This window comes from Pseudomonas sp. MWU13-3659, assembly GCF_023757525.1.
Lineage (GTDB): Bacteria > Pseudomonadota > Gammaproteobacteria > Pseudomonadales > Pseudomonadaceae > Aquipseudomonas > Aquipseudomonas entomophila_E.
On record NZ_JAMSHW010000044.1, the window covers coordinates 1 to 25,811 of the forward strand.

Annotated in this window: 28 protein-coding genes; 7 read left to right on the forward strand and 21 right to left on the reverse strand. The window is 63.0% G+C overall.

The features are described 5' to 3' along the window. Nucleotides 1-90 precede the first annotated feature (90 nt). Both NGM28_RS26605 and ilvA read right to left on the reverse strand, forming a co-directional pair. Nucleotides 91-516, reverse strand: a complete 426-nt coding sequence (locus tag NGM28_RS26605; protein ID WP_240065235.1) for a DUF2269 family protein — start codon at nt 514-516, stop codon at nt 91-93. A gap of 75 nt (nt 517-591) precedes the next feature. After that, nucleotides 592-2,106 (reverse strand): threonine ammonia-lyase, biosynthetic, encoded by a 1,515-nt coding sequence (gene ilvA, locus NGM28_RS26610; RefSeq protein ID WP_213658759.1) that lies wholly within the window; start codon nt 2,104-2,106, stop codon nt 592-594. A 133-nt stretch (nt 2,107-2,239) separates the two neighbouring features. Here ilvA and rpiA point away from each other — a divergent pair, with 133 nt between their 5' ends. Beyond that, nucleotides 2,240-2,914, forward strand: coding sequence for a ribose-5-phosphate isomerase RpiA (gene rpiA / locus NGM28_RS26615; protein WP_011536226.1), 675 nt, complete (start codon nt 2,240-2,242; stop codon nt 2,912-2,914). 195 nt (nt 2,915-3,109) lie between these two features. On the opposite strand, the gene NGM28_RS26620 is transcribed toward rpiA, so the two are convergent. The 4 genes from NGM28_RS26620 to NGM28_RS26635 all read right to left on the reverse strand — a co-directional run bounded on the left by NGM28_RS26620 (nt 3,110) and on the right by NGM28_RS26635 (nt 7,275). Beyond that, nucleotides 3,110-4,015 (reverse strand): SdiA-regulated domain-containing protein, encoded by a 906-nt coding sequence (locus NGM28_RS26620; RefSeq protein ID WP_252092309.1) that lies wholly within the window; start codon nt 4,013-4,015, stop codon nt 3,110-3,112. A 90-nt stretch (nt 4,016-4,105) separates the two neighbouring features. Further along, nucleotides 4,106-5,032: an SdiA-regulated domain-containing protein gene (locus NGM28_RS26625; protein ID WP_252092310.1), complete on the reverse strand. Its 927-nt coding sequence runs from the start codon at nt 5,030-5,032 to the stop codon at nt 4,106-4,108. 154 nt (nt 5,033-5,186) lie between these two features. After that, entirely contained in the window at nt 5,187-5,852 is a 666-nt protein-coding gene (locus NGM28_RS26630) for a fumarylacetoacetate hydrolase family protein (RefSeq protein WP_240065232.1), read from the reverse strand. A gap of 25 nt (nt 5,853-5,877) precedes the next feature. Continuing rightward, complete coding sequence (locus NGM28_RS26635; RefSeq protein WP_252092311.1) at nt 5,878-7,275, reverse strand: D-2-hydroxyglutarate dehydrogenase; 1,398 nt, start codon at nt 7,273-7,275, stop codon at nt 5,878-5,880. Nucleotides 7,276-7,445: 170 nt separating this feature from the next. Between NGM28_RS26635 and serA the strand changes: the two genes are divergently transcribed. Then, entirely contained in the window at nt 7,446-8,675 is a 1,230-nt protein-coding gene (serA, locus tag NGM28_RS26640; protein ID WP_240065230.1) for a phosphoglycerate dehydrogenase, read from the forward strand. A gap of 158 nt (nt 8,676-8,833) precedes the next feature. Here serA and NGM28_RS26645 read toward each other — a convergent pair whose 3' ends face one another. Beyond that, the gene (locus NGM28_RS26645) at nt 8,834-9,310 is read right to left on the reverse strand and encodes a DUF4399 domain-containing protein (protein WP_252092312.1); all 477 of its coding nucleotides are present in this window, start codon (nt 9,308-9,310) and stop codon (nt 8,834-8,836) included. 227 nt (nt 9,311-9,537) lie between these two features. Between NGM28_RS26645 and NGM28_RS26650 the strand changes: the two genes are divergently transcribed. Next, the gene (locus NGM28_RS26650) at nt 9,538-10,002 is read left to right on the forward strand and encodes a substrate-binding periplasmic protein (RefSeq protein WP_252092313.1); all 465 of its coding nucleotides are present in this window, start codon (nt 9,538-9,540) and stop codon (nt 10,000-10,002) included. An 85-nt stretch (nt 10,003-10,087) separates the two neighbouring features. Here the strand turns inward: NGM28_RS26650 and NGM28_RS26655 are convergent, their stop codons facing one another. Next, entirely contained in the window at nt 10,088-10,588 is a 501-nt protein-coding gene (locus tag NGM28_RS26655; RefSeq protein ID WP_252092314.1) for a 2-thiouracil desulfurase family protein, read from the reverse strand. Beyond that, entirely contained in the window at nt 10,569-11,192 is a 624-nt protein-coding gene (locus tag NGM28_RS26660; RefSeq protein ID WP_252092315.1) for a 2OG-Fe(II) oxygenase, read from the reverse strand. Before NGM28_RS26660 ends, NGM28_RS26655 begins: the two co-directional genes overlap by 20 nt. 121 nt (nt 11,193-11,313) lie before the next feature. On the opposite strand from NGM28_RS26660, the gene NGM28_RS26665 reads away from it, so the two are divergent. Continuing rightward, the gene (locus NGM28_RS26665) at nt 11,314-12,066 is read left to right on the forward strand and encodes a DUF2059 domain-containing protein (protein ID WP_252092316.1); all 753 of its coding nucleotides are present in this window, start codon (nt 11,314-11,316) and stop codon (nt 12,064-12,066) included. Here the strand turns inward: NGM28_RS26665 and bipL are convergent, their stop codons facing one another. Then, nucleotides 12,067-12,993, reverse strand: coding sequence for a phospholipase BipL (bipL, locus tag NGM28_RS26670; RefSeq protein ID WP_240065224.1), 927 nt, complete (start codon nt 12,991-12,993; stop codon nt 12,067-12,069). 190 nt (nt 12,994-13,183) lie between these two features. Here bipL and NGM28_RS26675 point away from each other — a divergent pair, with 190 nt between their 5' ends. Further along, nucleotides 13,184-13,741: a DUF6436 domain-containing protein gene (locus NGM28_RS26675; protein ID WP_252092317.1), complete on the forward strand. Its 558-nt coding sequence runs from the start codon at nt 13,184-13,186 to the stop codon at nt 13,739-13,741. On the opposite strand, the gene NGM28_RS26680 is transcribed toward NGM28_RS26675, so the two are convergent. Further along, the gene (locus NGM28_RS26680) at nt 13,720-14,286 is read right to left on the reverse strand and encodes a sugar O-acetyltransferase (protein WP_240065222.1); all 567 of its coding nucleotides are present in this window, start codon (nt 14,284-14,286) and stop codon (nt 13,720-13,722) included. The two genes, NGM28_RS26675 and NGM28_RS26680, sit on opposite strands and share 22 nt — an antisense overlap. Before the next feature lie 86 nt (nt 14,287-14,372). On the opposite strand from NGM28_RS26680, the gene NGM28_RS26685 reads away from it, so the two are divergent. Continuing rightward, the gene (locus NGM28_RS26685; protein WP_252092318.1) at nt 14,373-16,739 is read left to right on the forward strand and encodes a penicillin acylase family protein; all 2,367 of its coding nucleotides are present in this window, start codon (nt 14,373-14,375) and stop codon (nt 16,737-16,739) included. 120 nt (nt 16,740-16,859) lie between these two features. Here the strand turns inward: NGM28_RS26685 and NGM28_RS26690 are convergent, their stop codons facing one another. The 10 genes from NGM28_RS26690 to NGM28_RS26735 form a co-directional block, all read right to left on the reverse strand. After that, nucleotides 16,860-17,732: a transporter substrate-binding domain-containing protein gene (locus tag NGM28_RS26690; protein ID WP_213658775.1), complete on the reverse strand. Its 873-nt coding sequence runs from the start codon at nt 17,730-17,732 to the stop codon at nt 16,860-16,862. Next, nucleotides 17,729-18,502: an amino acid ABC transporter ATP-binding protein gene (locus NGM28_RS26695; protein WP_252092319.1), complete on the reverse strand. Its 774-nt coding sequence runs from the start codon at nt 18,500-18,502 to the stop codon at nt 17,729-17,731. Before NGM28_RS26695 ends, NGM28_RS26690 begins: the two co-directional genes overlap by 4 nt. Beyond that, a complete protein-coding gene (locus tag NGM28_RS26700) occupies nt 18,499-19,158 on the reverse strand; it encodes an amino acid ABC transporter permease (protein WP_252092320.1) in 660 nt (219 codons plus the stop codon). The genes NGM28_RS26695 and NGM28_RS26700 overlap by 4 nt, the downstream gene beginning before the upstream one ends. After that, the gene (locus NGM28_RS26705; protein ID WP_252092321.1) at nt 19,139-19,804 is read right to left on the reverse strand and encodes an amino acid ABC transporter permease; all 666 of its coding nucleotides are present in this window, start codon (nt 19,802-19,804) and stop codon (nt 19,139-19,141) included. The genes NGM28_RS26700 and NGM28_RS26705 overlap by 20 nt, the downstream gene beginning before the upstream one ends. 606 nt (nt 19,805-20,410) lie before the next feature. Beyond that, complete coding sequence (locus tag NGM28_RS26710; RefSeq protein ID WP_252092322.1) at nt 20,411-21,196, reverse strand: MetQ/NlpA family ABC transporter substrate-binding protein; 786 nt, start codon at nt 21,194-21,196, stop codon at nt 20,411-20,413. Nucleotides 21,197-21,561: 365 nt separating this feature from the next. Continuing rightward, nucleotides 21,562-22,509 carry a sigma 54-interacting transcriptional regulator gene (locus NGM28_RS26715; RefSeq protein WP_252092323.1) on the reverse strand — a complete coding sequence of 316 codons (948 nt, stop codon included), beginning with the start codon at nt 22,507-22,509 and terminating at the stop codon, nt 21,562-21,564. Between the two features lie 64 nt (nt 22,510-22,573). Beyond that, nucleotides 22,574-23,155: an alpha/beta hydrolase gene (locus NGM28_RS26720; protein WP_252092324.1), complete on the reverse strand. Its 582-nt coding sequence runs from the start codon at nt 23,153-23,155 to the stop codon at nt 22,574-22,576. 376 nt (nt 23,156-23,531) lie between these two features. Further along, complete coding sequence (locus tag NGM28_RS26725) at nt 23,532-23,993, reverse strand: hypothetical protein (protein ID WP_252092325.1); 462 nt, start codon at nt 23,991-23,993, stop codon at nt 23,532-23,534. A gap of 217 nt (nt 23,994-24,210) precedes the next feature. Continuing rightward, nucleotides 24,211-24,513 carry a hypothetical protein gene (locus NGM28_RS26730; RefSeq protein ID WP_252092326.1) on the reverse strand — a complete coding sequence of 101 codons (303 nt, stop codon included), beginning with the start codon at nt 24,511-24,513 and terminating at the stop codon, nt 24,211-24,213. 206 nt (nt 24,514-24,719) lie between these two features. Beyond that, the gene (locus NGM28_RS26735; RefSeq protein ID WP_252092327.1) at nt 24,720-25,064 is read right to left on the reverse strand and encodes a hypothetical protein; all 345 of its coding nucleotides are present in this window, start codon (nt 25,062-25,064) and stop codon (nt 24,720-24,722) included. A gap of 552 nt (nt 25,065-25,616) precedes the next feature. Here NGM28_RS26735 and NGM28_RS26740 point away from each other — a divergent pair. After that, a partial coding sequence (locus tag NGM28_RS26740; RefSeq protein ID WP_252092328.1) for a hypothetical protein occupies nt 25,617-25,811 on the forward strand: 195 nt, incomplete at its 3' end.

The window sequence follows — 25,811 nt, forward strand, 5'->3', positions numbered from 1 at the left end:
GCCTTGCTGGCGAAAGGGCCTTCGAGAACCCCGGCAAGGCTGCGCCTTGCATCGCCAGCAAGGCTGGCTCCTACAGGTTCGGCGCTGTTTCTAGACGGGCTTGGCGCCCATCAGGCCGGCAATGGACAGGAAACACACCCCGCTGAACACCGCCAGCGCCAAGGTGAACTTCAGCCCCACCACTTCGGCCTTGCGCAGCCGGTTGAGGCGCACCAGCAACCACCAGACGGCGAAAGCGCCGAAGGTGTAGATGACGCTGGAGGCCAGCACCCAGGCCTGCCCCAGCGGCCAGCCGACCAGGTGCACCAGCCACCAGCCGGTGAACGGCATGCTCACCAGGCACAGGCCCATCAGCAGCCAGACGAATACCAGTGGCCGGCGCAGCAACTTGCCGTAGGCGTCGGCGTCACCCTTGCGGCGGGCGAGGATGGTCCAGATTGCCAGGCCCAGGGCGCCCAGCAGCAACAGGGCGGTGGCGAGGATGTGCAGGGTCTTGAGTGTGGTCAGGTGTTCCATCTAGGGATTGTCCTTCTGCAGGCCGTCCAATCGCGGGGCAAGCCCGCTCCCACCGGCTGCCGCACGATACGTGTTTCAGCCCAAGAATAGCCGGTAAGCCGGGTTCTCGGTCTCGTCCCAGTACGGATAGCCGATCTTGGCCAACGCCGCCGGCACCAGGTGACGCTCCTCCTCCGGCACCTGCAGCCCCGCCACCACGCGACCATCGGCCGCACCGTGGTTACGGTAGTGGAACATCGAGATGTTCCAGCGCCCACCCAGCTTGTTGAGGAAGTTGAACAAAGCGCCCGGGCGCTCCGGGAACTCGAAACGCAGCACCATCTCGTCGCTGGCCCCCGCCGAGTGGCCGCCGACCATGTGGCGGATATGCAGCTTGGCCAGCTCGTTGTCGGTCAGGTCGGTGACCGGGAAGCCCTGCTCGGTCAACTGCTGTACCAACGCGGCGCGCGGGTCGGTTTCCGGATGGGTCTGCACGCCAACGAAGATGTGCGCTTCGTCCGCCGTATGCTTGCGGTAGTTGAATTCAGTGATCTGGCGCTTGCCGATGGCCTCGCAGAAGGCCTTGAAGCTCCCCGGGCGCTCGGGGATGGTCACGGCGATGATCGCCTCGCGCTTTTCGCCCAGTTCGGCACGCTCGGCCACATGGCGCAGGCGGTCGAAGTTGACGTTGGCGCCCGAGTCGATGGCCACCAGGGTCTGGCCCGTCACCCCCTTGAGCTCGACATACTTCTTGATCCCGGCAACGCCCAATGCGCCGGCAGGTTCGGTGATCGAGCGGGTATCGTCGTAGATATCCTTGATGGCCGCGCAGATTTCGTCGGTGCTGACGGTGATCACCTCGTCCACATGGTGGCGGCAGATATCGAAGGTGTGCTGGCCGATCTGCGCCACCGCCACGCCGTCGGCGAACAGCCCGACCTGTGGCAGCACCACGCGCTCGCCCGCGGCCATGGCGGCCTGCAGGCAGTTTGAGTCGTCCGGTTCGACGCCGATCACCTTGATCTCGGGGCGCAGGTACTTCACGTAGGCGGCAATACCGGCGATCAACCCGCCACCGCCCACCGGCACGAAGATCGCGTCAAGCTGGCCGGGGTGCTGGCGCAGGATTTCCATGGCCACCGTGCCTTGGCCGGCGATGGTGTGCGGGTCGTCATAGGGATGGATATAGACGAAGCCCTTCTCGTCGACCAGTTTCAGCGAATACGCCAGCGCCTCGGGGAAGGAGTCGCCGTGCAGCACCACCTTGCCACCCCGCGAACGCACGCCCTCGACCTTGATCTCGGGGGTGGTGCGGGGCATCACGATGGTCGCCTTGATACCCAGCTCCCGGGCCGCCAGGGCCACGCCCTGGGCGTGGTTGCCGGCCGAGGCGGTGACCACGCCACGAGCCAGTTCTTCCGCGCTCAGCTGCGCCAGCTTGTTGTAGGCACCGCGGATCTTGAACGAAAACACCGGTTGCAGGTCCTCGCGCTTGAGCAGGACCGTGTTGCCCAGGCGTTTGCTCAGTTGCCCGGCGCTGTGCAGCGGGGTTTCGACAGCAACGTCGTAGACGCGCGAGGTGAGGATCTTCTTGACGTACTGTTCGAGCATCGGAAAGCATCACTGGGCCGCGGGACAAGGCCTGGGAGTCTACCGCAGCGTCACGTCGGGCAGCCACAGCAAAGCCGCCGGAGCCGTTATACTAGGCAACTTTGAAATCCGCCCTGCCCCTCCCGGAGCCCGCATGACCCAGGACCAACTCAAACAGGCCGTCGCCCAGGCCGCCGTCGACCTCATCCTGCCCAAGCTGGATGAAAAAAGCGTCGTCGGCGTTGGCACCGGTTCCACCGCCAACTTCTTCATCGACGCCCTGGCCCAGCACAAGACCGCCTTCGACGGCGCCGTCGCCAGCTCCGAGGCCACCGCCCAGCGCCTGAAGGGCCATGGCATCCCGGTCTACGAGCTGAACAGCGTCAGCGAGCTGGAGTTCTACGTGGATGGCGCCGACGAGAGCGACGCCCACCTGAACCTGATCAAGGGTGGTGGCGCGGCCCTGACCCGCGAGAAGATCGTCGCGGCGGTGGCCAAGACCTTCATCTGCATCGCCGACGCCAGCAAGCTGGTGCCGGTGCTGGGCGCCTTCCCGCTGCCGGTCGAGGTCATCCCCATGGCCCGCAGCCACGTGGCGCGCCAGCTGGTCAAGCTGGGCGGCGACCCGGTCTACCGCGAGGGCGTGGTGACCGACAACGGCAACGTCATCCTCGACGTGCACAACCTGCAGATCACCAACCCGGTGGAGCTGGAAAGCCAGATCAACGCCATCGTCGGCGTGGTCACCAACGGCCTGTTCGCGGCGCGCCCGGCGGATGTGCTGCTGCTGGGCACCGCCGAAGGCGTGAAGACCCTCAAGGCCGAGTAAGCCCCATCGGGGGCGCACTAACCCCAAGCCTTGCGCGATACCTGTAGGAGCGGCCTTGTGCCGCGAAAGGGCTGCATAGCAGCCCCAGATTTCAGCGTTGAACAAAGATTGCCGGGGCCGCCTTGCGGCCCTTTCGCGGCACAAGGCCGCTCCTACAGGGGCAGGCGTGAATCCCGATAGCGCCAGCCCAGGCAATCAATCAGCCGGCTGCTTGAACACGTAGAACAGGTTCGGTTCGCTGACCAGGTAGATGGTCCCGGCATCGTCCATCGCAATCCCTTCCGCCTGCGGCACCGTCTGCTTCAGCCCTTGCATGCCCTTGCGCAGCGACAGGGTGCTCAACGGTCGCCCCTTCACATCCAGCTCAAGCACCAGCCGCGACTCGTCCGACAGGGCCAGCAGATGCCCGCTGCGCTCGTCGAACTGCAGGCTGGACAAGTCCCGCACGAACAACCGCTTGTCGCGCTTGCGGTCCTGCACCACATGCACCGCGTAAGGCTTGTCGGGGTTGTCATGGGGGAAGCCGTGCACCTCGTAGATCATCATCGGATCGCGCTCCTTGGCCACGAACAGGCGCTTGCCCGCCGAGTCGTAGGCCAACCCCTCGAAGCCCTTGTTGCCATTGAGGCCGATGCCCAGGGACAGCTGCTCGGCGTCGTTGGCATCGAGGAACAGCGTGTCATCCTCAAGGCGCACGCGGATCAGCCGCTGCTGGCGCTCATCGGTGATCACGTAGCTGTTGGGGCCCACGTATTCCACGGCCTCGGGGTCGCCGAAGCCGGTCAGCGGCACGCGGCGCAGGATGCGCCCGTCCAAAGACAGCTCGATGAGCTCGGAACGGGCATTGGTCACCGTGAACAGGCTCTTGCGGTCCGGGTCGTAGGTCAGGGCCGAAAGATCGTCGTCCAACCCCTCGATGGGCTGCGCTTCGACCGCCACCTGATAGCGGTCCAGCCCCATGCTCTGCTCGGCGGGTTGCCACCAGGCCCGCAGGTTGAACCAGCCGCGCTCGAACAGGCGGAACTCCTGGGCCGCCACACCCAGGACGAGCAAGGCGGCAAGCACGGTTAAAGCAAGGGTGAGGCGGTAACGACGACGCATGGAGGCAGACTCGGCAAAAGGGACGCGAATCTAACCATCTACAACTGAAGCAAAGCTTAATGCCGTCGTCGGAATACGCCGAAGGCAGTGTCAGTGCTTGCGGAAACGATAGAACAGGTTGGGTTCGCTGACGATGTACAGGTTGCCCTTGTCGTCCATGGCCACGCCTTCGGCGCGGGGGATGGTGTCCTTCAGGCCGTTGAAGCCACCCAGCAGGGTCATGAAGCTGACTTGCTCACCCTTCTCGTCCAGCTCCAGCAGCATGTTCGAATCCGCCGACAGCACCAGCAGGTGGCCCGTGCGCGGGTCGACACCCAAGGCCGACAGGTTGCGCAGGTCCAGTTCATCGCTGGGCAGCACCTGCTTGTCTCCCGTGAGCGGACCATGCCCGTCGGTGTTCCAGGTGTACAGCTTCGGCGGGCGCTCCTCGCCGATCAGCAGGCGCTGGCGCATCGGGTCCCAGGCCACGGCCTCGAAGCCCTTGTTGCTCTTGACCGACTCGCCCAGGTCATAGCGCTTGAAGTCGGCTCGGTTCAGCGAGGTCGTGCCGGCGTCCACCTTCACCAGGACCAGGTCGTGCAGGCGCTCGTCGGTGATCGCGATCTGCCCATCCTCGAGCACGGCGACACCTTCAGGATTGTTCCAGCCCTGCAACGGGATCTTGCGCAGTACATCGCCATCCAGGCTCAACTCGACCAGGAACGGGTGCTTGCCCATGACCGCGAACAAGGTGTGGGTATGCGGGTTGTAGGCCACGTCCGAGGCTTCGTCCTCCTCCATGCCCACCAGTGGCTTGGCGTCGATGTCCGCCACGTAGTCCGGCAGCCAGATGCTCTCCTGGCGCTCGGCGGGGCTTTCGAAACGCTCCTTCAGCCACAGCAAGCCACGGTCATCCCAATGCATGGCCACGACTACGCCATAGCTGATCACCGCCAAGGCAGTAATGCCAATCAGCCAGCGCAGCGAGGCACGGCGCTTGGGTGCAGGCGGAAGGGATGCACGGGTGGAGGTGGCCATTGAAGGAAATTCCTGAAAGCGAGCGGTGAGGTATAGCCCAATGCCGACGAAAATGCGCAGGTTTGCGCATTATCCGCATCGATTGTGAAAAAAATGGCAACGACCACCCGCGGTCAGGGAGACGGCGACGGCTTCCAGCCGCCGCCATGCAAGGTCAGAGCACGCGCCCTTCGAAACGGCTCGCGCCCGGAAGTTCCAACACCAGCTCATCGCCCACGTTCAGCGGGCCGACACCGGCCGGGGTGCCGGTGAGAATGACGTCGCCCGGCTGCAAGGAGAAATGCCCGGCGATGTGCTGGATGATCGGCACGATCGGGTTGAGCATCATCGCGCTGCTGCCGTCCTGGCGTACTTCGCCGTTGATGGTCAGGCGGATACCAATGTCTGCCAGGTTCTCGAAAGTACTGGCCGACACGAACGGCGGCAGCACGCAGGCGCCATCGAAGCTCTTGGCCAGCTCCCAAGGCAGGCCCTTTTCCTTCAGCTTCGCCTGCACCTCGCGCAGGGTGAGGTCGAGCGCCGGCGCGTAGCCGGAAATGGCGTCGAGCACCTCTTCCTCGGACGGTGCGGTGGACAGCGGCTTGCCCAGCAGCACGGCAATTTCCGCTTCGTAGTGCACCGAGCCACGCTCGGTCGGGATCTTGAAGCCGCCTTCCAGGGGCACCACGCAGCTACCGGGCTTGATGAACAGCAGCGGCTCGCTGGGGATGGGGTTGTCCAATTCCTTGGCATGCTCGGCGTAGTTGCGGCCGATGCACACCACCTTGCCCAGCGGGTAATGGATGCGAGTGCCGTCTACGTACTGGTGCTGGTAACTCATGGCCGACTCCTGTGAACACTGCTTTTTATTCGGGAGCGAAGATCTTACCCGGATTCATGATGCCGTTCGGGTCGAACACGGCCTTGATCGCCTTCATGCAGGCGATTTCATCCGCCGAGCGGCTATAGCCGAGGTAGTCGCGCTTGGTCATGCCCACGCCGTGCTCGGCGGAGATCGAGCCGTTGTAGCGCTCGACGATCTCGAACACCCACTTGTTGACCTTGGTGCAGGAGGCGAAGAACTCATCCTTGGTCATGTGGTCGGGCTTGAGGATGTTCAGGTGCAGGTTGCCGTCGCCGATGTGGCCGTACCAGATCACTTCGTAATCTGGGTAGTGTTCGCCGACGATGGCGTCGATTTCGCGCAGGAACGCCGGCACTTTCGACACGGTGACCGAAATGTCGTTCTTGTAGGGCGTCCAGTGGGAGATGGTCTCGGACAGATACTCGCGCAGCTTCCACAGGTTCTTCAGCTGGGTTTCGCTCTGGCTCATCACCCCGTCCAGCACCCAGCCCTGCTCGACGCAGTGCTCGAAGGTGGCCAGCGCTTCGTTGGCCACCTCCTCGGTGCTGGCCTCGAACTCCAGCAGCGCATAGAACGGGCAATCCGTCTCGAACGGTGCCGGTACATCGCCACGGGCGAGGATCTTGGCCAGGCCCTTGTCGGAGAAGAACTCGAAGGCAGTCAGGTCGAGCTTGCCCTGGAAGGCGTGCAGCACCGGCATGATCGAGTCGAAGTCCGGCGTGCCCAGCACCATCGCGGTAAGGTTGCGTGGCGCGCGGTCCAGGCGCATGGTCGCCTCGACCACGAAGCCCAGCGTGCCCTCCGCGCCGATGAACAGCTGGCGCAAGTCGTAGCCGGTGGCGTTCTTGATCAGGTCCTTGTTCAGCTCCAGCAACTCGCCCTTGCCGGTGACCACTTTCAGCCCGGCCACCCAGTTACGGGTCATGCCGTAGCGAATCACCTTGATCCCGCCGGCATTGGTGCCGATATTGCCGCCAATCTGGCTTGAGCCGCTGGAAGCGAAATCCACGGGGTAGTACAAGCCCTGGTCTTCGGCGAACTGCTGAAGCTGGCGGGTGATCACGCCTGGCTGGCAGACCACGGTGCGGTCGAACTCATTGAAACCGAGGACCTGGTTCATAGAGTCGAAGGCCACCACCACCTCGCCGTGGGCGGCGACCGCGCCTCCCGACAGCCCGGTGCGCCCACCGGACGGCACCAGGGCGACCTTGTGCCGGTTCGCCCAAAGCACGACGGCCTGGACCTGCTCGATGGACTTGGGGAAGACAATGGCGCTGGGCGCGGGCGGGTAGTGCTTGGTCCAGTCCTTGCCATACGCCTCGAGCGAGGCGGGGTCGGTAAGGACCTTGCCAGGGTCGACCAGGGTCATCAGCTCATCAATTACCGCAGACTGGGTCATCGCAGGAACTCTCGACTTATTCATAGTCACCCTGAGCACGCTTCACCTGTCGGGATAAGCTCAGATCAGGTCGCGTATGCTAGCATAGCCCTCCCGCTGTCCGTGCTAAGGCCGACGCCGCGCCGCTTCACCCTCCTCGCCATTTTTCTCCGGGATACAGGTTTAAGCAGATGAGCAAGACGTCTCTCGACAAGAGCAAGATCAGGTTCCTTCTTCTTGAAGGCGTCCACCAGAATGCGGTGGATATCCTCAAGGCCGCCGGGTACAGCAACATCGAGTACCTCACCGGCTCGCTGCCGGACGCCGAGCTGAAGGAAAAGATCGCCGATGCCCACTTCATTGGCATCCGCTCGCGCACCCAGCTGACCGAAGAGGTCTTCGACTGTGCGAAGAAACTGGTCGCGGTCGGCTGCTTCTGCATCGGCACCAACCAGGTCGACCTGAACGCGGCCCGCGAGCGCGGCATCGCGGTGTTCAACGCACCGTACTCCAACACCCGTTCGGTCGCTGAACTGGTGCTGGCCGAAGCCATCCTGCTGCTGCGCGGCATCCCCGAGAAAAACGCCTCCTGCCACCGTGGCGGCTGGATCAAGAGCGCGGCCAACTCCTTCGAGATCCGTGGCAAGAAGCTGGGCATCGTCGGCTACGGCTCGATCGGCACGCAGCTTTCGGTGCTGGCCGAAGGCCTGGGCATGCAGGTGTATTTCTACGACCCGCTGACCAAGCTGCCGCTGGGCAACGCCACCCAGGTCACCAGCCTGCACGAACTGCTGGGCCTGGCCGACATCGTCTCGCTGCACGTGCCTGAGCTGCCGTCCACCCAGTGGATGATTGGCGAGAAGGAAATCCGCGCGATGAAGAAGGGCTCGATCCTGATCAACGCCGCCCGTGGCACCGTGGTCGAGCTGGACCACCTGGCCGCCGCGATCAAGGACAAACACCTGATCGGCGCCGCCATCGACGTGTTCCCGGTGGAGCCGCGCTCCAACGACGACGAGTTCGAAAGCCCGCTGCGTGGCCTGGACAACGTGATCCTCACCCCACACATCGGTGGTTCCACCGCCGAGGCCCAGGCCAACATCGGCCTGGAAGTGGCCGAGAAGCTGGTCAAGTACAGCGACAACGGTACTTCCGTATCGTCGGTCAACTTCCCGGAAGTGGCCCTGCCGGCCCACCCAGGCAAGCACCGCCTGCTGCACATCCACGAAAACATCCCGGGCGTGCTCAGCGAGATCAACAAGGTGTTCGCCGAGAACGGTATCAACATCTCCGGTCAGTTCCTGCAGACCGACGAGAAAGTCGGTTACGTGGTGATCGACGTCGACGCCGAGTACTCGGACCTGGCCCAGGAGAAACTGCAGCACGTGAAGGGCACCATCCGCTCGCGCGTACTGTTCTGAGTTTCACGGCGGCATGAAAAAGGGAGGCCCTGGTGGCCTCCCTTTTTTTTGCGCCCCTGTTTCACCTGTAGGAGCCAGCCTTGCTGGCGAAACAGGCGACGCGGTTGCAGGCGCAAGGCGTTGCCTTGCGTTCACCAGCAAGGCTGGCTCCTACACGTTTACTTCACCTCTACTGTGATCTTCTTCGACTCGACGCTCGGCTTGAACGGCACGTGGTACTGGTCACCCAGCACCAACTGCAGGGTGTGCTTGCCCGGCGTCAGGGTGATGGTCGCCTCGGTCTGCGCCTTACCAAAATGCAGCACCTGCGGGCCGGCCGGCAGTGGCGCGTTGTTTTCCGGCATCAGGCTGGTTGGTAGCGGCATGTCGGCGGCCGGCGCCTTGTCGACATCCACCAGCAGGTGGTGATGGCCGGTATGCGGGGTCTGGTCGCCCGCAGGCTTCAGGCCCATGCCCTCGATGCCGAACTTGACGGTGAAGGTCTTGGCGACCGTGGCGCCGTCGGCGGGGGAAACGATGAAGACCTTGGCGCCTTCCGGTGGCTGCTGGCTCTTCAGGGCATCCGCGGCACTGGCGAACACCGACGCCCCCATCAGCAGACCGGCGACGACAGCACGCGACATTAGGCTTTTCATTCACTTCTCCTGTGATTCACTTCAATTGACCGCTATCACTTAAACGAAGCAAGGCGGTACTTCACCATAGTCCACCCACACCGGAAGAGGTTCAAAAACAGGCGCGGAAATATTTCAGGGCCGCGTCAAACATTGATCGGGTCTTGAGGTCTGAGGCTGCGCTCGACCGAGGCAGGTAATAAGTCCCGGCGAATGGAAATCTTCTGCCGAACAAGAAAGGGGCATTCATGCGTTTGACCATTGGCGTGCTGCTGGCAGCACTGTTCACTCCACTGGCCCAGGCCGAACTGATCGATGAAATCAACGACCGAGGGGAGTTGCGCATTGCCGTGCAGAGCGACTCCGCGCCCTATGCTTTCAAGCAGGACGAACACCTGACGGGTTTCGATATCGAGCTTGGCCAGGCATTGGCCAGGGAACTGGACCTGCGTGCCGAGTTCATCGAGACACCGGCCGCGGAAGCACTGGCGGGGGTGGAGAGTGGCAAGTTCGACATCACGGTCGACAAGCCCGATGCGCAAGACAAACTCGCCCCCGCGCTGAGCGCCAGCCAACCGTTTGGCGACCAGCACCTGGTGATTCCATTCCAGAAGGACAACCCGGCGTTCGAGAGCGCGGTGAACAACGCCTTGCAGCGGCTCAAGGACAATGGGCGCCTGACCGAGCTGGAAAAGAAGTGGCTCCAGCAGTAACCACGCCACCGATCCCATAGGAGCCAGCCTTGCTGGCGAACAGCCCTGAAAACGATGTGGAGCCGTTCGCCAGCAAGGCTGGCTCCTACAGGTCGGCGTGGCTCAGGGCTTGCTCGGCCTGGTCCAGCTCCAGCTCGCTGAACACCAGCACCCCTTCACGACGCAACAAGGCTGTCGTGACCCCTTCCCCCGCCACCTTGACACCCGTGAAGCTGCCGTCGTATGTCAAACGATTACCACACGAAGGGCTACCGGACTTGAGCACCGCCACCGTGATGCCATGCCGCCGCACCAGGGCCAGCGCCTGCCTGGCACCTACGAGAAACGCCTCGCTGACATCCTCGCCCGCCACCGTCACGACCTGCGCCTGCCCGTCCAGCACGGCACCACCCTGCCCGCCCGGAATCTCCGCAGGCGGGCGTGGGGTCGGCAGGCCACCGGCCACCTCCGGGCACAACGGCACCACCCGGCCTTCGGCCTGCCAGCGCTGCAACAGGTCGGGATGGCCACTGGCACGCCCGTCGTAGCGCACCGGCTGCCCCAGCAGGCAGGCGCTGACCAGGACCTTAGAAGGGATCGTTGCCACGGCGCCGGAACCAGCCCGTCAGCGACAGGCGCTCACGCCCGGCCGGAAGGACTTCGTGGGGGATGTCGCCCGACAGGAACACCACCAGGGTGCCCGCCAGCGGCGGCACGTCATGCTCGACGTCCCCCTGCAGGAACATGCGCAACTGGCCACCGTCGTCGGGCTGCCAGCCTTCATTGAGATAGAACACAGCCGAAACGGCACGCCGGTCGTCGTCGCGGAAGCGGTCCAGATGACGTCGATAGAAGGCGCCCGGCGGATACAGGGCGAAATGGCACTCGAAGTCCTCGAGCCCCAGGTACAACCCCTGGTTGATGGCCTGGCGCAGGCTGTCCATGGCCCCCAGATAGTGGTCGCAGGCCTCGGAGTCGCCTGGGTCGATCCACTGGATCTGGTCGCCGCGAATGGCCTCGCGCACTTCCTGCGCGGCACCGCGCCCGACACCGGCCGGGTTGAGTTCGCCTTCGGCGTGACGGCGCCGGCATTCGAGCGCCAACGCACGTGCCAGTTCGTCGGGCAAAAAGAGCGACTGCTGCGACCAGCCACGGGTGGCCAGGTCATCGACGATCGCCGACAGCATCGGATGTTCAGGAGGAATGTGCATGGCGCATCATAGCCATTCGGCATGCGCTCGCACAGCGCCACTTGGTCGAGAACTGCCGTTGGCGTCTCGACAAAGCCCCGCCGTGCCACGGACAATAGCGGCCTGCCGACAGGAGTCCTGAATGCGCCGTTTGTTTTCCCTGCTTCTGCTGATGATCTGCACCATGCCTGTCTGGGCAGACAGCCTCGATCAACTGTACAAGGCCGCCGGCTGGCCCGACCAGCGCGCCCATTTCAACGATGCCGTGAGCGCCGCCCAGCAGCGCTACCGCAACAGCCTGCCGCCTGCGGTTTACCAGGCGCTGGTCACCAACAGCAACCAGCGCTTCCAGGCCCAGGCCATGGATCGCCGCGCCCTGGCGCAGCTGCGCACGAACTTGCAGAACGCCACGCCGGCGCTGAACTTCTTCCAGTCGCCGCTGGGGCGCAAGGTGGTGGCCGCCGAGCTGCTGGCCACGCGCAAGGACCAGCTGGCCAAGAACGCCAAGGGCCTGCCCAAGATGCAGGTCAGCGACAACCGCCTGCTGATCGTCGGCCACCTGGCCCAGGCCCTGCCGGCCCGTGAGGCCGGCGCCGAGGTCAGCCTGGCGATCGCCGGGGTGGCGGCGGACAGCCTCAGCTCGATGATCCCCGGCCTGTTCGGTGGCGGTCAGGCCCAGAACCTGCTCGATGGCCAGCGCCAACGCCTGATGAACCAGGTCGGCGAAGACCTCAACAACACCCTGCTGTATGTCTACCGTGACCTGTCGGACACCGAGCTGGAAGAGTTCGCCACCTTCGCTGAATCACCGCAAGGCCAGGCCTACTACAAGGCCGCCGTGGCCGCCGTGCGCGCCGCGCTGGCGGTCGGCCAGAACGCCGCGGACCTGAACTGATCAGCCCAGGCGCTGGCCGATGAAGTCGAAATAGCGCTGGCGGATGCCCGGCAGCTCGTTGGCCAGGTGATGCCGCGCCTCAGGCAGCATGAGGATCTGCGGCTCGCTGAACTTGGCCTTGAGCACCTTGAGGTTGTAGGGCCAGTCCACGGTACCGTCCGCCTCCCCTTGCACGATCAACAGCCGCCGCGTGCTGCGCGGCGCCGCCTCGATACGCCTGACCCATTTCAACAGCGCGCCGACCCAGGCGGTGGGCAAACGGCGCGGTTGCAGTGGGTCGGCTTCCAGGAACGGCAGGAATGCCGGGTCGTTGGTGTTCTCGCTGAAGCGCCGCTCGATGCCGTTGACGAAGTGGCGCAGCACGCAATAGCTGAGCTTCGACCAATGCCAGGCGCGTGGGCGCACCAGCGGCGCCAGCAAAATCACCTCGCCGTCGGCCGGGCTGCGGCCGCCGCAGTGCAGCAGGTGATCGACCACGATCGCACCGCCGGTGCTCTGCCCGCACAGGTGCCACGGGCGTGGCAGGTCGAGCCGGCGCGCCTGTTCGAACAAGGCATCCAGCGTCTGCTGATAAATGTCGAAGTCTTCGATGCTGGCCCGCTCGCCGCTGGACAGCCCGTGCCCGGGCAGGTCGCAGCTGATCACCGCATAGTGCTGCCCGAGCGCCCAGTCGATCACATGCCGATACAAGCCCATGTGGTCGTAGTAGCCATGCAGCAGGAACAGGGTCGCCACCGGTTGCTCCGGCAACCAGACCTGGCCGACCAGGTCGAACCCGGCTGCCTGGAAGCGGCCAAGCCAACTGGCCACCGGCAGGTCCAGGCCATAGAAGCGCTGGTAGTCACGGCCTTGGGCCGGCAGCGCCTGGCGCTCGGTGAGGGGCGACAGGCTGGCGCGCAGCGAGTCGGGTTGGAAGGCGGCGGGCATCGGGTACATCCACACTGAAGCAAGTATTGATCTGCGATATTCAGGTCTGGGCCGCGCCATGGCAAGCTTGGCCCCTTTTCCAACGAACAACGCGACCTTGTAGGAGCGGGCTTGCCCCGCGACAGCGATGCTAGCTTCACAGCAGCCATCGCGGGGCAAGCCCGCTCCCACGCGCCGCAACAAGGCCCCTATGGCGAAGCGATTTCTCACACCCCTTGCACTGCTACTCTGCGCCGCCGCACTGTGGTGGGCCTACGACAGTTTCCAGAGCCGCTACCTGCGCCCCTTCGACAACCAGGCGACCTTCTTCGATGGCAGCCAGTTGCAGCTGCCGCCCGAACTGGCCGGCCCCGGCCCGATCCGCGTGGTGCACTTCTGGGACCCGGCCTGCCCGTGCAACGTCGGCAACCAGCAGCACCTGGGCGAGCTGGTCGCGCAGTTCGCCCCACGGGGCGTGAGCTTCCACGTCGTGCAAAAGCCCGGCAGCCACGGCCAGTTGCCCGACAACCTCGCCGCCCTGAAACCACTGGCCAGCCTGCCCGGCAGCGAACGACTACCCGCCACGCCCGCCGTGGCAATCTGGGACCACGAGGGCAACCTGGCCTACTTCGGCCCCTACAGCGAAGGCGCGGTGTGCAACTCGAGCAACAGCTTCATCGAGCCGATCCTCAAGGCACTGGAGCAAGGGCGCCGGGTGCAGGCCTCCAACACCCTCGCGGTGGGCTGCTATTGCCCCTGGGCCGGCTGACGCACCCGCGCCGGGTTGCCCACCACCACTGCCCCCGCCGGCACATCGCGAGTCACCACGCTGCCGGCACCGACCACGGCGTTATCGCCGATGGTCACGCCGGGCAGGATGATCGCCCCGCCACCGATCCACACGTTGTCGCCGATGCTCACCGGCCGGCCACTCTCAAGACCTGTGCGCCGCAGCTCAGGGTCCAGCGGGTGGTCGGCGGTGTAGATCTGCACCGCCGGGCCGATCTGGCAGTCGGCGCCGATGCGCACCGGCAGCACATCGAGGATCACGCAATTGAAGTTCATGAAACTGTTGGCGCCGATGCTGATGTTGTAGCCGTAGTCGCAGTAGAACGGCGGGCGGATCACCGCGCCGTCGCCGACCTGGCCGAAATGCTCGAGCAACAGGCCATGGCGCGCGTCGTTGAGCAGCTCGACGCTGCTGTTGTAGCGGTGCATCCAGTGCTTGTTGGCGATCTGCTCGGCCTGCAGCTCGGGGCAACCGGCGTGGTAGAGCTCACCGGCCAACATCTTCTGTTTTTCGCTGAGGGACATGGAAACTCCTTTCAGGGACTATGCTCAGTTCGCGAATCCGCCGATGATCGGACCATATTTTTCGCTGGCGTGCACAAGGAGTTTCGATGAAGCGCAGCCTGACCCTGCTGGCGGTGGTGATCGCCGTGGCCGCCGCTGGCACCGGTTACTGGTACGTGCAGGGCAAGCAGCCCCAGCGCGAGGGCGAGGTGGCCGTCAGCGGCTTGCAGGCGCCGGTCAGCGCGCGCTACGACGCCCGCGGCGTGCCGCACTTGCAGGCACAGAACGAACAGGACCTGTACCGCGCCCTGGGCTACGTGCACGCCCAGGACCGCTTGTTCCAGATGGAGATCATGCGCCGCCTGGCCCGGGGCGAGCTGGCCGAGGTGCTGGGCGAGAAGCTGGTACCCACCGACACCCTGTTCCGCAGCCTGCGCATCCGTGACCAGGCCGCGTTGATGGTACAGCGCCTGGACCACCAGTCACCCGCCTGGCAGGCCCTGCAGGCGTACCTCGACGGCGTCAACCAATGGCAGGCGACGCACCCCAGGCCCATGGAGTTCGACGTGCTCGGCATCCCGAAGCGCCCGTTCACCGCCGAAGACACCCTGAGCATCGCTGGCTACATGGCCTACAGCTTCGCGGCAGCGTTTCGCACTGACCCGGCGTTGACGTACATCCGCGACCAGCTCGGCCCCGAGTACCTGAAGATCTTCGACCTCGACTGGAAGCCCGACGGCGCCGTCGCCACCCCGCTGGCCGCCGCCGACTGGCGCAGCCTCGAGCAACTGGCACGGCTGAGCCACGATGCCCTTGGCGATGTCGGCATCCCGCAGTTCGAGGGCAGCAATGCCTGGGCCGTGGCCGGTAGCCACACCCGCAGCGGCCGGCCGCTGCTGGCCGGCGACCCGCATATCAGCTTCGCAGTGCCGGCGGTGTGGTACGAAGCTGAACTGTCGGCGCCGAGCTTCAACCTGTATGGCTATTTCCAGGCCCTCAACCCGTTCGCCCTGCTCGGTCACAGCCGCGATTTCGGCTGGAGCCTGACCATGTTCCAGAACGACGACGTCGACCTGATCGCGGAAAAGACCAACCCGGCAGATTCAAATCAGGTGATGGTCGATGGCCGCTGGCAAGCGCTGGAGAAGACCGAGCAGCAGATCGCGGTCAAGGGCCAGGCGCCGGTGACCATCACCCTGCGCCGCTCGCCCCACGGCCCGATCGTCAACAGTGTGCTGGGTGACACGGCCGGCCCGGCGCCGATCGCCATGTGGTGGGCGTTCCTCGAAACCGACAACCCTTTGCTCGAAGGCTTCTATCAAGTCAACCGCGCCGACACCCTGGAAAAGATGCGCGAGGCGGCCACCAAGATCCAGGCCCCGGGGCTCAACCTGGTGTGGGCCAACGCCCGTGGCGATATCGGCTGGTGGGCGGCGGCGCGCCTGCCGATCCGCCCGGACGGGGTCAACCCGGCATTCATCCTCGACGGCAGCAGCGGCCAGGCCGCCAAGCCAGGCTTCTACCCCTTCAGCGTCAACCCGCAGCAGGAGAACCCGGCCAGCGGCTATATCGTCTCGGCCAACTACCAGCCACCGGCCTCGATAGCGATACCCGGTTACTACAACCTGGCCGATCGGGGTCGCCAGCTCGATCGCCAGCTGAGCACCCCGGACATCAAGTGGGACATCCAGAACAGCCAGGCCCTGCAGCTCGACACCAGCAGCGACTACGGCCCACGTACCCTGGCACCACTGCTGGGCACCCTGCGCACGGTTGCCAGCGGTGACGAAGAGAAGGAACTGGTGGAACAACTGGCCGCCTGGCGCGGCGACTACCCGCTGGACTCCACCAGCGCCACGCTGTTCAACCAGTTCCTCTACGAGCTGGCCTTCGCCGCGTTGCACGATGAACTGGGCGACACCTGGTTCCCGGTGTTGATCAGCACCCGCGCCATCGATGCCGCCCTGCCGCGCCTGGCTGCCGATGCGGATTCGCCCTGGTGGAACACCCGTGGCGGCAACGAGCACACCGACCGTACCGCCATCGTGCGCCAGGCCTGGCAACGCAGCCTGAAGCACCTGCGCGAGACGCTTGGCAAGGACCCGGCCAGCTGGCAGTGGGGCAAGGCCCACACCCTCACCCACAACCATCCGCTGGGGATGAAGAAGCCGTTGAACCTGCTGTTCAATGTCGGCCCGTTCGCCGCGCCGGGCACCCATGAAGTGCCGAACAACCTTTCGGCGAAGATCGGCCCGGCGCCCTGGCCGGTCACCTATGGGCCTTCGACCCGGCGGGTGGTCGATTTCGGCGACCCGGGGGCGGCACTGACCATCAACCCGGTCGGGCAGAGTGGCGTGCTGTTCGACAGCCACTACAAGGACCAGGCCGAGGATTACATCGAAGGGCGCTATCACAAGACGCGGATGGGGGTGATTCCGGCGCAGAGCACCTTGCGTCTGGTGCCCGGCAAATAACGCCCACCACGTCACGCGATCCCTGTAGGAGCGGCTTCAGCCGCGATCACCCGCACAACGGGTGCCATGCACCGTGGTGCCCGCATCGCGGCTAAAGCCGCTCCTACAGGGGGGCATGGCTCAACCCTGCCACTTGCCGCCTTCGACGATCACGCTCTCCGGCTTGGTGTCATCGCTGAGCTCTTTACGCACGTACTGGTCGTACAGCTTGAGCAGGAACTTCTCCTCGCCCAGCTTGGCCAGCTCGGCGTTCACCCAGTCGCGCAGCTCGGTGTTGCCCTTCTTCACCGCCGGTGCAATCGGTGCCTCGTCACCCAGCAACTGCGGCAATACACGATAACCCGGGTTCTGCTTGGCCCAGCTGAACAGGATCAGGTTGTCCTGGGCATAGGCCTCGCCACGGCCGCTGGCCAGGGCGGCCAGGGACTCGGTGTTCTTCTCGAACTTCAGCAGCTTCCAGTCCGGGTGGTTCTTGGTCAGCCAGATATCGGCGGTGGTGCCGGTGGTGACGATGATGGTCTTGTCGGCCAGGTCGTCGAGCTTCTGCACCGGGCTGCCATCGGCGACGATGGCCTGCACCGCCACGCGCAGGTTGGGGTTGGTGAAATCCACCGCCTCTTTGCGCTCGGGGGTGACGGTCATGTTGGCGAGGATCAGGTCGACCTTGTCGCTCTGCAGGAACGGAATGCGGCTGGCGGGCTCGACAGCGACGAACTCGACCTTGTTCTCGTCGCCCAGCAGCTCCTTGGCAAAGCGCCGGCCGATATCGGTGTCGAAGCCCACGTAGCGGCCGCTTTCATCGACGAAACCGAACGGCGGCTTGTCGGTGAACACCCCCACGATCAGCTTGTCGCGGGCCTTGATGGTTTCCAGGTAGCTGGTGGCCGGCGAGGCGGCGGCGGGCTTGGCCGCGTCCTCGGACTTGTTGCAGCCGGCCAGCAGGGCCAGGCCAAGCAGTGGAGCGAGCAGTTTGGCGAACGGTGCGGTCTTCATGACAGTTCCTTGTGCAGTGACTTGGGCAGGCTTTCGACGAACGAGAATTTCTCCAGGAACTGCTGCGCGCGTGCGCTCTGCGGTTGGGTGAAGAAGCGCTCGGGGTCATTCTGTTCAAGGATCCTGCCGGCCTCCATGAACACGATGCGGTCGGCCACCGCGCGGGCGAAGGCCATTTCGTGGGTGACGATGAGCAGGGTCATGCCGTCGCGGGCCAGGCCCTGGATCACCTGCAGCACCTCCTTGACCATCTCCGGGTCTAGGGCCGCGGTGACTTCGTCGAACAGCATCACCTGGGGGTTCATGCACAGCGAGCGGACGATGGCGATGCGCTGCTGCTGGCCACCGGAGAGCTGCCGGGGGAAGGCGTCGCGCTTGTCCAGCAGCCCGACCCGGGCCAGCAGCGCCTCGGCCTGGGCCTGGGCTTCGCGGCGCTCGCGCTTCTGCACCTTGAGCGGGCCCAGCAGCAGGTTGTCGAGCACGCTCATGTGGCCGAACAGGTGGTAGCTCTGGAACACCATGCCGACCCGCTGGCGCACCTGGCGCCAGTCGGTGCCCGGGTCGAGCAGTTCCTGGCCGTCGAGGCGCAGGCTGCCGCCCTGGGCCTCCTCCAGCCCGTTCAGGCAGCGCAATAGCGTGCTCTTGCCGCAGCCGCTGGGGCCGAGGATCACCACCACTTCACCGGCCCGCACTTGCAGGTCGACATCCTTGAGCACCTGGTGCTCGCCGAAGAATTTGTTGAAACCCTGGAATTCGATCAATGCGTTCATGGCTGGGCCCAGCGGCGTTCCAGCACGCGCGAGGCGGCGGAAAGCGGATAGCAGACGAGGAAGAAGAACAGGAACAGGGCGCCGTAGATCAGCACCGATTCGTAGGTGCGCTCGATGATCTGCTGGCCGACCTTGATGACGTCGACCACACCGATCAGCACCGCCAGCGAGCTGGTCTTGATAATGCGCGTGTAGATGTTGATGGTCGGCGGGGTCATGCGCTTGAGTGCCTGGGGTAGCAGCACATAGCCGTACAGCTGCCAGCCGCCCAGGCCGATCGACAGCCCGGCCTCGCGCTGCCCACGGGGTAGCGATTGCAGGGCGCCGCGCACCACCTCGCCCACCTCGCTGGCGCCCCACAGGCCAAGCACCAGCACTGCGCACCAGAAACTGGGGATGCTCAAGCCAAAGAAGATCGGCAGCCCGAAGAACACCAGGTACAGCCAGACCAGCACCGGAATCGCCCGGAACAGCTCCAGGTATACCTGCAACAGGAGGTTCAACGCCCGATTGCCGAGGGTGGCCAGCACGCCGTAGAGCACGCCGCCCAAGGTGGCGAACAGGATGCCGAGCGCCGAGATCGCCAGGGTCTGCGCCGCGCCTGCAGCCAGTTGCGGCAGCGATACCAGCAACAGATCAATGCCCGAACTGGCCATGTTGCAGCCTCCTTTCCAGGTAGCGCAGCAGCAGCGACAGCGGCAGGAAGATCAGCACGCAGAGCAGGGTCAGTACCGCGAGCATCTCGTAGGTCTTGTAGTACAGGGCGATGTAGTTCTTGGTGGTGTAGAGGATCTCTGGCACCGCCACCGCCGAAACCACGGTGGTTTCCTTGAGCAGGAACACGAAGTTGGCGAGCAGCGCCGGCAGGCTGAGGATGCCGGCCTGGGGCAGGATCACATGGCGCAGCAACTGCCCTTCGGAGAGGCCGATGGAGCGCCCGGACTCCAGCTGTGCGCGCGGCACGGCTTCCACGCCGGCGCGCAGTACCTCGGTGAGGTAGGCGCCACCCATGAAGGTCATGGTGATGATCGCCGCGGTGAAGCCGGACACCTTCAACCCCAGGCTAGGCAGGGCGAAGTAGACGAAGAACAGCTGGATCAGCAGCGGGGTGTTGCGGGCAAGCTCCACATAGCCCTGCACCAGGCGGCGCAGGTAGGGCGTGCGAAACACCAGGATCGTTGCATTGACCAGCGCCACCAGCATCGAAGTGGCAATGGCGATCAGCCCGACCTGCAGGGTTACACCCACGGCCTTGAAGAACGCGGGCAATGTGCTAAGCATGAAGGCGGTGTCGAAGCTCATGGAACGGGCCTCGGCACGGGGGTTTGAAGGTATGGCATGGGGAGGTTCCAGCTCGGCGCGAGGGTCGCTCGACGTCCTTGTACAGAGTGATGGCGCTGTGCCGGTAAGCACGATTTGCAAACTTTAAAGGTATAAAAAAGTTTCTCTAAATATCTTTATTGCATATCGATATCACCCTTCGAGATTCTCGGAAATTTCCTTCATCACAAAGGGATCTTTCTGAATAAAGCCCTTTCAAAAGAGTTTCAGACTGCGACCTGCATGGCCCATCACACCTACAAGGACGATAACGATGAACAGCCCCTGCTCTCCCGCCTCGAATGAACAATTGCTTTGGTTGCTGGCATTGCGCCGGGCGCTGGCCAGCCAGCGCTGAGCCCACTATCGGGGTTCACACCTTCCCCTGTAGGAGCGGCCTTGTGCCGCGAAAGGGCCGCAAAGCGGCCCCGGCATTTTCTGCATCGCCACTGAAATCCCGGGGCCGCTGCGCAGCCCTTTCGCGGCACAAGGCCGCTCCTACAGGTTTGCGGTTGGGCTGCCCCAGCCAATAAAAAAACCGACGCTATTTGCGTCGGTTTCTTGTTCAGGCGTAAGTCGTGCCGCGTATCAGAACGCCGGCAGTACCGCACCCTGGTACTTCTTGGCGATGAACGCCTTCACCTCGGGGCTGGTCAGCGCCTTGGCCAGCTTCTGGATGGCCGCGCTGTCCTTGTTGTCCGGGCGGGCCACCAGGAAGTTCACGTACGGCGAGTCGCTGCCCTCGATCACCAGGGCATCCTTGGCCGGGTTCAGGCCGGCTTCCAGGGCGTAGTTGGTGTTGATCAGGTCCAGGTCGACCTGGTCCAGCACGCGCGGCAGCATGGCCGATTCCAGTTCGCGGAACTTGAGCTTCTTCGGGTTCTCGGCGATGTCTTTCGGGGTGGCCAGGGCGTTCTTCGGGTCCTTCAGGGTGATCAGGCCAGCCTTCTGCAGCAGGAGCAGTGCACGGCCGCTGTTGCTGCCTTCGTTGGGGATGGCGACGGTGGCGCCTTCCTTCAGCTCGGCCAGGCTCTTGACCTTCTTCGAGTAGCCACCGAACGGCTCGACGTGCACGCCGATCACGGTTTCCAGGTGGGTGCCCTTGCCTTCGTTGAAGTTCTTCAGGTACGGCAGGGTCTGGAAGTAGTTGGCGTCCAGGCGCTTCTGGTCGACCTGCACGTTGGGCTGGACGTAGTCGGTGAAGACCTTGATTTCCAGGTCCACGCCCTCTTTGGCCAGGGTCGGCTTGATCAGTTCGAGGATTTCGGCGTGCGGCACGGGCGTGGCGGCGACCACCAGTTTTTCAGCGGCGTTGGCGAGGCCCGTGAACGACAGGGCGGCAGCCAGGGCGGTGGTCAGCAGGGTCTTTTTCATGGTGATCCTTGTTCTATAGCTGGGCCATCGCAGATGGCGACGTCGGGTGCCCATCCGTTCGGGTGGGCGTGAAATGGACAATACCGATTATTTTTATTCCGTAACAATATCTTTTGATTAGCTGCTTATTCCAATTAGGCATTGGAGAGTTGCAGCGCGTATTAGATCGAGCGCCGCCCGCGCGGCGCATCGCGGATGAATCCGCTCCTACTCCTACATCGGTTGCAACGTACCGCACCTGTCAGGCCATGGTTGCCAGCCTTGTCGCGCCGAACTGGCCCGAAACAAACCTGTGTAGGAGCGGATTCATCCGCGATGCGCCGCGCGGGCGGCACTCGATCTCAAAAACACTGCAAGACGATCGTCTAGGACGCGCCTTCATCCAGCCGCGCCAGGGCTTCGCCCAGCAGCCGACGCAGTTCACCAAGGGTCTGCGCTTCACCGCCACGACGAAGCTGTTCCAGCTGTCGCGCCAGGCTGGCCAGGGGGCTGGTGTCCGGCAGGTCGAGGTGCTCCGGAAGGATTTCATCGCCGTCGCTGACCAACAGGGCAAAGTGGATAACGTTCTCCAGCTCGCGGGTGTTGCCTGGCCAGGCATGGGCTTCCAGCGCCTGCTGCGCCGCCTCGCTGATCAGGGGCACTGAGCGGTCCAGGCGCACGCTGTAGATGCCAACGAAGTATTCAGCCAAGGGCAAGATATCGCCAACCCGGTCGCGCAGCGCCGGCAGTTCCAGCTCGCCCTCATGCAGGTAGTGGTACAGCCGCTCGTTGAAGCGGCCGGCCCGCACCGCCTGGGCCAGGTCGATGCTCGACGCGGCGACCAGCCGCACATCCACCGCCTGGGGCTGGGTGGCGCCGACACGGGTCACTTCACGGTTTTCCAACGCCGCCAGCAGCTTGCCCTGGATCGCCAGGGGCAGGTCGGCGATCTCGTCCAGGTACAGCGTGCCGCCGTTGGCCGAACCGAACCAACCGGCTCGGCTGCTGGCTGTACCACCCTGGGTGCCGGCGCTGTAGCCGAACAGTTCGGCGTCGGCATAGGTCGGGCTGATGGCCGCGCAGTTGACCGAAACGAACAACCCACCACGATCACTGGCGCGGTGGATCTGCCGGGCCAGCAACTCCTTGCCGGTGCCCGTCTCACCGCGGATCAGCACCGGCAACGGTTGCGGCGCCAGGCGCTCGAGGGCCCGGCGCAGCGCCTGCGAGCGTTCATCGACGAACACCAGCGCCTTGGCGCGGATGCTCAGCGGGCTCTTGTCCAGCTCGGGGAAGGTCAGCAGCGGCTGGCCGAAAGGGCTGTGAAACGTCATGGAATACTCCCGCCCCGACCGCAAGCGGCCGAGGCTCAAGGCAATGCTGTGGATAAGTGCCGAATCAGGCGCGGCGCAGCGCGCGCTGGTCGATCCGCGCCTGCAGGCGGTAGAGGTAGGCGAAGCCCTGCTCCCAACGCTCATGGCCGGATTTCACGTTGATATGCCCGGCATTGGTCAGCAACCCCGCCTCGGCCCCCCAGGCACTCGCCAGGTGCAGCGCACGGGGCACGCTCACTGCCGGGTCGTTGTCGGAGCTGACCACCTGGCTGGGGAACGGCAACGCCTGCAACGGAATCGGCCCGAAGTTGCGCAGGGCCGGCGCGCAGGTCGGGCGTTCGACGTCGGCCGGCGCCACCAGCAACGCGCCACGCACCCGGCGCAGCAGCTCGGGGCTGGCATGCGCGGCCCAGTGGGCGACGGTAATGCAGCCCAGGCTGTGGGCGATGAGAATCACCGGCGAGCGTTCGGCGGCAATTGCCTGCTCCAGGGCCTGCACCCAATCGCGCCGCTGCGGGGTCAGCCAGTCGTGCTGCTCGACCCGGGCGCTGTTGGGCAGGCTGCGCTGCCAGTGACTTTGCCAATGGTTGTCTGGCGATCCTTGCCAGCCCGGCACAATCAGGTAACGAATCGACTCATTGCGCATGGGGACGCCTCCAAGGTGTTTGCGTGCTTGGGGGCCAGTATAGGGAGGGGAGCTCTAACGTAAAGGAATAAGAAGCTATTTATTAATAACCAAAGTAAAGATCGCTTTACATGCCGGGGCTCGTGGAACCAGATCTTTTACGGCTGCATCTTGATAGCAATCCAAAGGATTTCGCTCGCCTAGACCGGGTGAAGCCCCGCTCGGTACGGTCGGTGTGGCGGGTGACCAGGTGATTGCGGTACTGGTAATACCCGACGGCGCCTTTTTCTTCCTGGGCGGTGGTGAGTTTGCCCACGCCTGCGTGTCACCCTTCATGCTGCTAGGGTAGGCATCAATGCAATGGGTTCTGCTATTCAAAACGCCCGTCAATCCTTCATCACCTTAACCCACCCACATGCAACTCTTCGAACACAACATCATCATCCAAATCGGAGAAACTATTGAAGTCGTCAATATCATCCGGCATGCTGTAGTAAATCAGATAATTTCTATCGACAATCAAGTAACCATCCATCAGTTCTTGCCTTCTGGACACACGCTTCAACTCCCCAGCCGTTATACCCGGATAAAAACGCCTATCAAATCTTCCTTTATAGGGAGGTTTACACCGCAACGCGGTTATTTTTCCGTCGTCCTTGGCGGAAAATGAAATTGCCCCTCCAGCTATCTCATAGCATACGTACCTGACACCAAAATTTTCAAACTCGAAGATCTCCACATCAAAGATATCGGCGACACGATAAAAAATATCTTCAGCACAATCGCCCAAGGAAATCCCACCGATCGACCTGCCAGGAACGATATCGGAATCAAAACGAACAATAGTATTATTTATCATTGCCCACTCCATGGTTTCATGAGTACGTCACCTGCGTAGACAGGAGCGTTTTATTCTGCCGTGGCGCTCAAAACCACCAAGACCTATGCGACCCTACACCAAATCATCTGGGTGGATTGCTCGGCAATAGTCGCCACCTTGGGTTTTCCATACATTCCTTGTAACGGCTTAATAATTTGTCCCGACATAACGTTCAATGTCACGCCCCCGGCGGACCTTAACACCCCAAGAAATCCGAAACATTGACAGATAATTCATCAACACAAAAGCCTATGGCATCAGACAACCGTTCAAAATCTTTGCGCAAATACACTATATAGAGATCAGTAGCATCCTCATATTTATCTAAATAATGATCAAAACCCACGCCAAACCCAACACCAGACTTCCTAAGGAAAAGCTCTTTCTTTATCAACTCTCCCTCCTCCACATATTCTACATTGATCCAAATGCACCCCTTACATTCAAGACGAGCATTGATTTTTCTCAAATCACTGGCCTCGACCATAAACTCTTCCATTCCAGCATCCATTCCAGAGAGGACTATAAAAATTTAAATACATCTACCATCACTCCCATGCTAGAAACCTCAGAAACAAGATCATTAACCAGGCGAAAGAAAGCAGATTAATTTTTTCCACTCCCCCCAGCGGGCAGAATCATAGTAAAAATATACCCACCCCTCTTTTCTACTTTCCCCTAAACCACCCACGCTTAGCTGGAAACTCAACTCCCCACATAGCCGATAAAATATTCTACTAGTATTTCATCCACCAGCCTGTAGTTTTCACCGCCACATTCAAGAAACTCCATGAACCAGCTCAGCTTCTCTGACATCATCTCTTGATCATCAGACTCATCAATACTAAGCAGCAGCATGGCCAAGCGGGCGCTCAATGCATTTTTGCTATAGAGATCTCTTGCGTCTGAAATCTGTCCTCTCCATTTTTCGGCCAGCTCTTTACACTCCAGCTGTCCGGTTTTACATAAGACATAACCATCAGCCAGGTCCATTGGGTTCGGCAGCACCCCAGGAAATTCATAACCAATTGCCCTGAGGGCTTTGAGCATAAAGTCCCTCAGTAAGATATTTGCCTCTCGGCCATCTTCAGGCCATATGATCTCACCGTACGCAAAGCTCACGCCCATCCCACTCCTAAATTTTTCATTACATCACGAGCGCTTCTGCAGGCTGGCTTGTGAGTGCTCGCTAGACGCGCCGCGTGAGCGGCGCTCGATCTGATAGGCGCTGAAGATTTTGTGGCAGGCCCTCTCGCCCACAACGCCGATCAAAAATGAATCCCCAGCCCCCCACGAACCACCAAAAAATCAGATTAAACCCCTTCCTTGTAGTCCATTTCCCAAACATACTCCCGCCGCCTTTTTTCCGTTGCGGCTGCTCAGGGAGCGCTCTAGTCTCGGCGAGTCGTTGCATATCAACGACACAGCTTTGACAGGCTGCGACGAAAAATCGTGTACGGCTCGCCCTCTATGGCGGCTGTGCGTGCGGGCACGCTTGCGTGCGCCGGAATTTTACGATTTTCGCCGGTCTGTCAACCCACGCACAGCTGCCGCCCTCTGTTTGACAGCAGACAGGTGGCCGCACCGGAAAGGAAAATCGTTATGCTGAAGATCGTCCCCGACCCACCCCATCACCACCACTCCCTCGAAGACACCCTCATCCAGGCCACCGAGTACGCCTTGTGCGCCTTGACCGTGGCCCATCAGGCGGTACTGGCCCAGCCCAAGTCCCCCGCCACGATCCTGATGATGGCGTCGATGCACGAAGTTGAATCGCTGCGCGTGCTGCTCGAATCG

Coding starts and splice junctions, on each gene's coding strand:
- NGM28_RS26605 (WP_240065235.1), bottom strand. CDS start 516: ATGGAACACCTGACCACACTCAAGACCCTGCACATCCTCGCCACCGCC.
- ilvA (WP_213658759.1), bottom strand. CDS start 2,106: ATGCTCGAACAGTACGTCAAGAAGATCCTCACCTCGCGCGTCTACGAC.
- rpiA (WP_011536226.1), top strand. CDS start 2,240: ATGACCCAGGACCAACTCAAACAGGCCGTCGCCCAGGCCGCCGTCGAC.
- NGM28_RS26620 (WP_252092309.1), bottom strand. CDS start 4,015: ATGCGTCGTCGTTACCGCCTCACCCTTGCTTTAACCGTGCTTGCCGCC.
- NGM28_RS26625 (WP_252092310.1), bottom strand. CDS start 5,032: ATGGCCACCTCCACCCGTGCATCCCTTCCGCCTGCACCCAAGCGCCGT.
- NGM28_RS26630 (WP_240065232.1), bottom strand. CDS start 5,852: ATGAGTTACCAGCACCAGTACGTAGACGGCACTCGCATCCATTACCCG.
- NGM28_RS26635 (WP_252092311.1), bottom strand. CDS start 7,275: ATGACCCAGTCTGCGGTAATTGATGAGCTGATGACCCTGGTCGACCCT.
- serA (WP_240065230.1), top strand. CDS start 7,446: ATGAGCAAGACGTCTCTCGACAAGAGCAAGATCAGGTTCCTTCTTCTT.
- NGM28_RS26645 (WP_252092312.1), bottom strand. CDS start 9,310: ATGAAAAGCCTAATGTCGCGTGCTGTCGTCGCCGGTCTGCTGATGGGG.
- NGM28_RS26650 (WP_252092313.1), top strand. CDS start 9,538: ATGCGTTTGACCATTGGCGTGCTGCTGGCAGCACTGTTCACTCCACTG.
- NGM28_RS26660 (WP_252092315.1), bottom strand. CDS start 11,192: ATGCACATTCCTCCTGAACATCCGATGCTGTCGGCGATCGTCGATGAC.
- NGM28_RS26665 (WP_252092316.1), top strand. CDS start 11,314: ATGCGCCGTTTGTTTTCCCTGCTTCTGCTGATGATCTGCACCATGCCT.
- bipL (WP_240065224.1), bottom strand. CDS start 12,993: ATGCCCGCCGCCTTCCAACCCGACTCGCTGCGCGCCAGCCTGTCGCCC.
- NGM28_RS26675 (WP_252092317.1), top strand. CDS start 13,184: ATGGCGAAGCGATTTCTCACACCCCTTGCACTGCTACTCTGCGCCGCC.
- NGM28_RS26680 (WP_240065222.1), bottom strand. CDS start 14,286: ATGTCCCTCAGCGAAAAACAGAAGATGTTGGCCGGTGAGCTCTACCAC.
- NGM28_RS26685 (WP_252092318.1), top strand. CDS start 14,373: ATGAAGCGCAGCCTGACCCTGCTGGCGGTGGTGATCGCCGTGGCCGCC.
- NGM28_RS26690 (WP_213658775.1), bottom strand. CDS start 17,732: ATGAAGACCGCACCGTTCGCCAAACTGCTCGCTCCACTGCTTGGCCTG.
- NGM28_RS26695 (WP_252092319.1), bottom strand. CDS start 18,502: ATGAACGCATTGATCGAATTCCAGGGTTTCAACAAATTCTTCGGCGAG.
- NGM28_RS26700 (WP_252092320.1), bottom strand. CDS start 19,158: ATGGCCAGTTCGGGCATTGATCTGTTGCTGGTATCGCTGCCGCAACTG.
- NGM28_RS26705 (WP_252092321.1), bottom strand. CDS start 19,804: ATGAGCTTCGACACCGCCTTCATGCTTAGCACATTGCCCGCGTTCTTC.
- NGM28_RS26710 (WP_252092322.1), bottom strand. CDS start 21,196: ATGAAAAAGACCCTGCTGACCACCGCCCTGGCTGCCGCCCTGTCGTTC.
- NGM28_RS26715 (WP_252092323.1), bottom strand. CDS start 22,509: ATGACGTTTCACAGCCCTTTCGGCCAGCCGCTGCTGACCTTCCCCGAG.
- NGM28_RS26720 (WP_252092324.1), bottom strand. CDS start 23,155: ATGCGCAATGAGTCGATTCGTTACCTGATTGTGCCGGGCTGGCAAGGA.
- NGM28_RS26725 (WP_252092325.1), bottom strand. CDS start 23,993: ATGATAAATAATACTATTGTTCGTTTTGATTCCGATATCGTTCCTGGC.
- NGM28_RS26730 (WP_252092326.1), bottom strand. CDS start 24,513: ATGGAAGAGTTTATGGTCGAGGCCAGTGATTTGAGAAAAATCAATGCT.
- NGM28_RS26735 (WP_252092327.1), bottom strand. CDS start 25,064: ATGCTCAAAGCCCTCAGGGCAATTGGTTATGAATTTCCTGGGGTGCTG.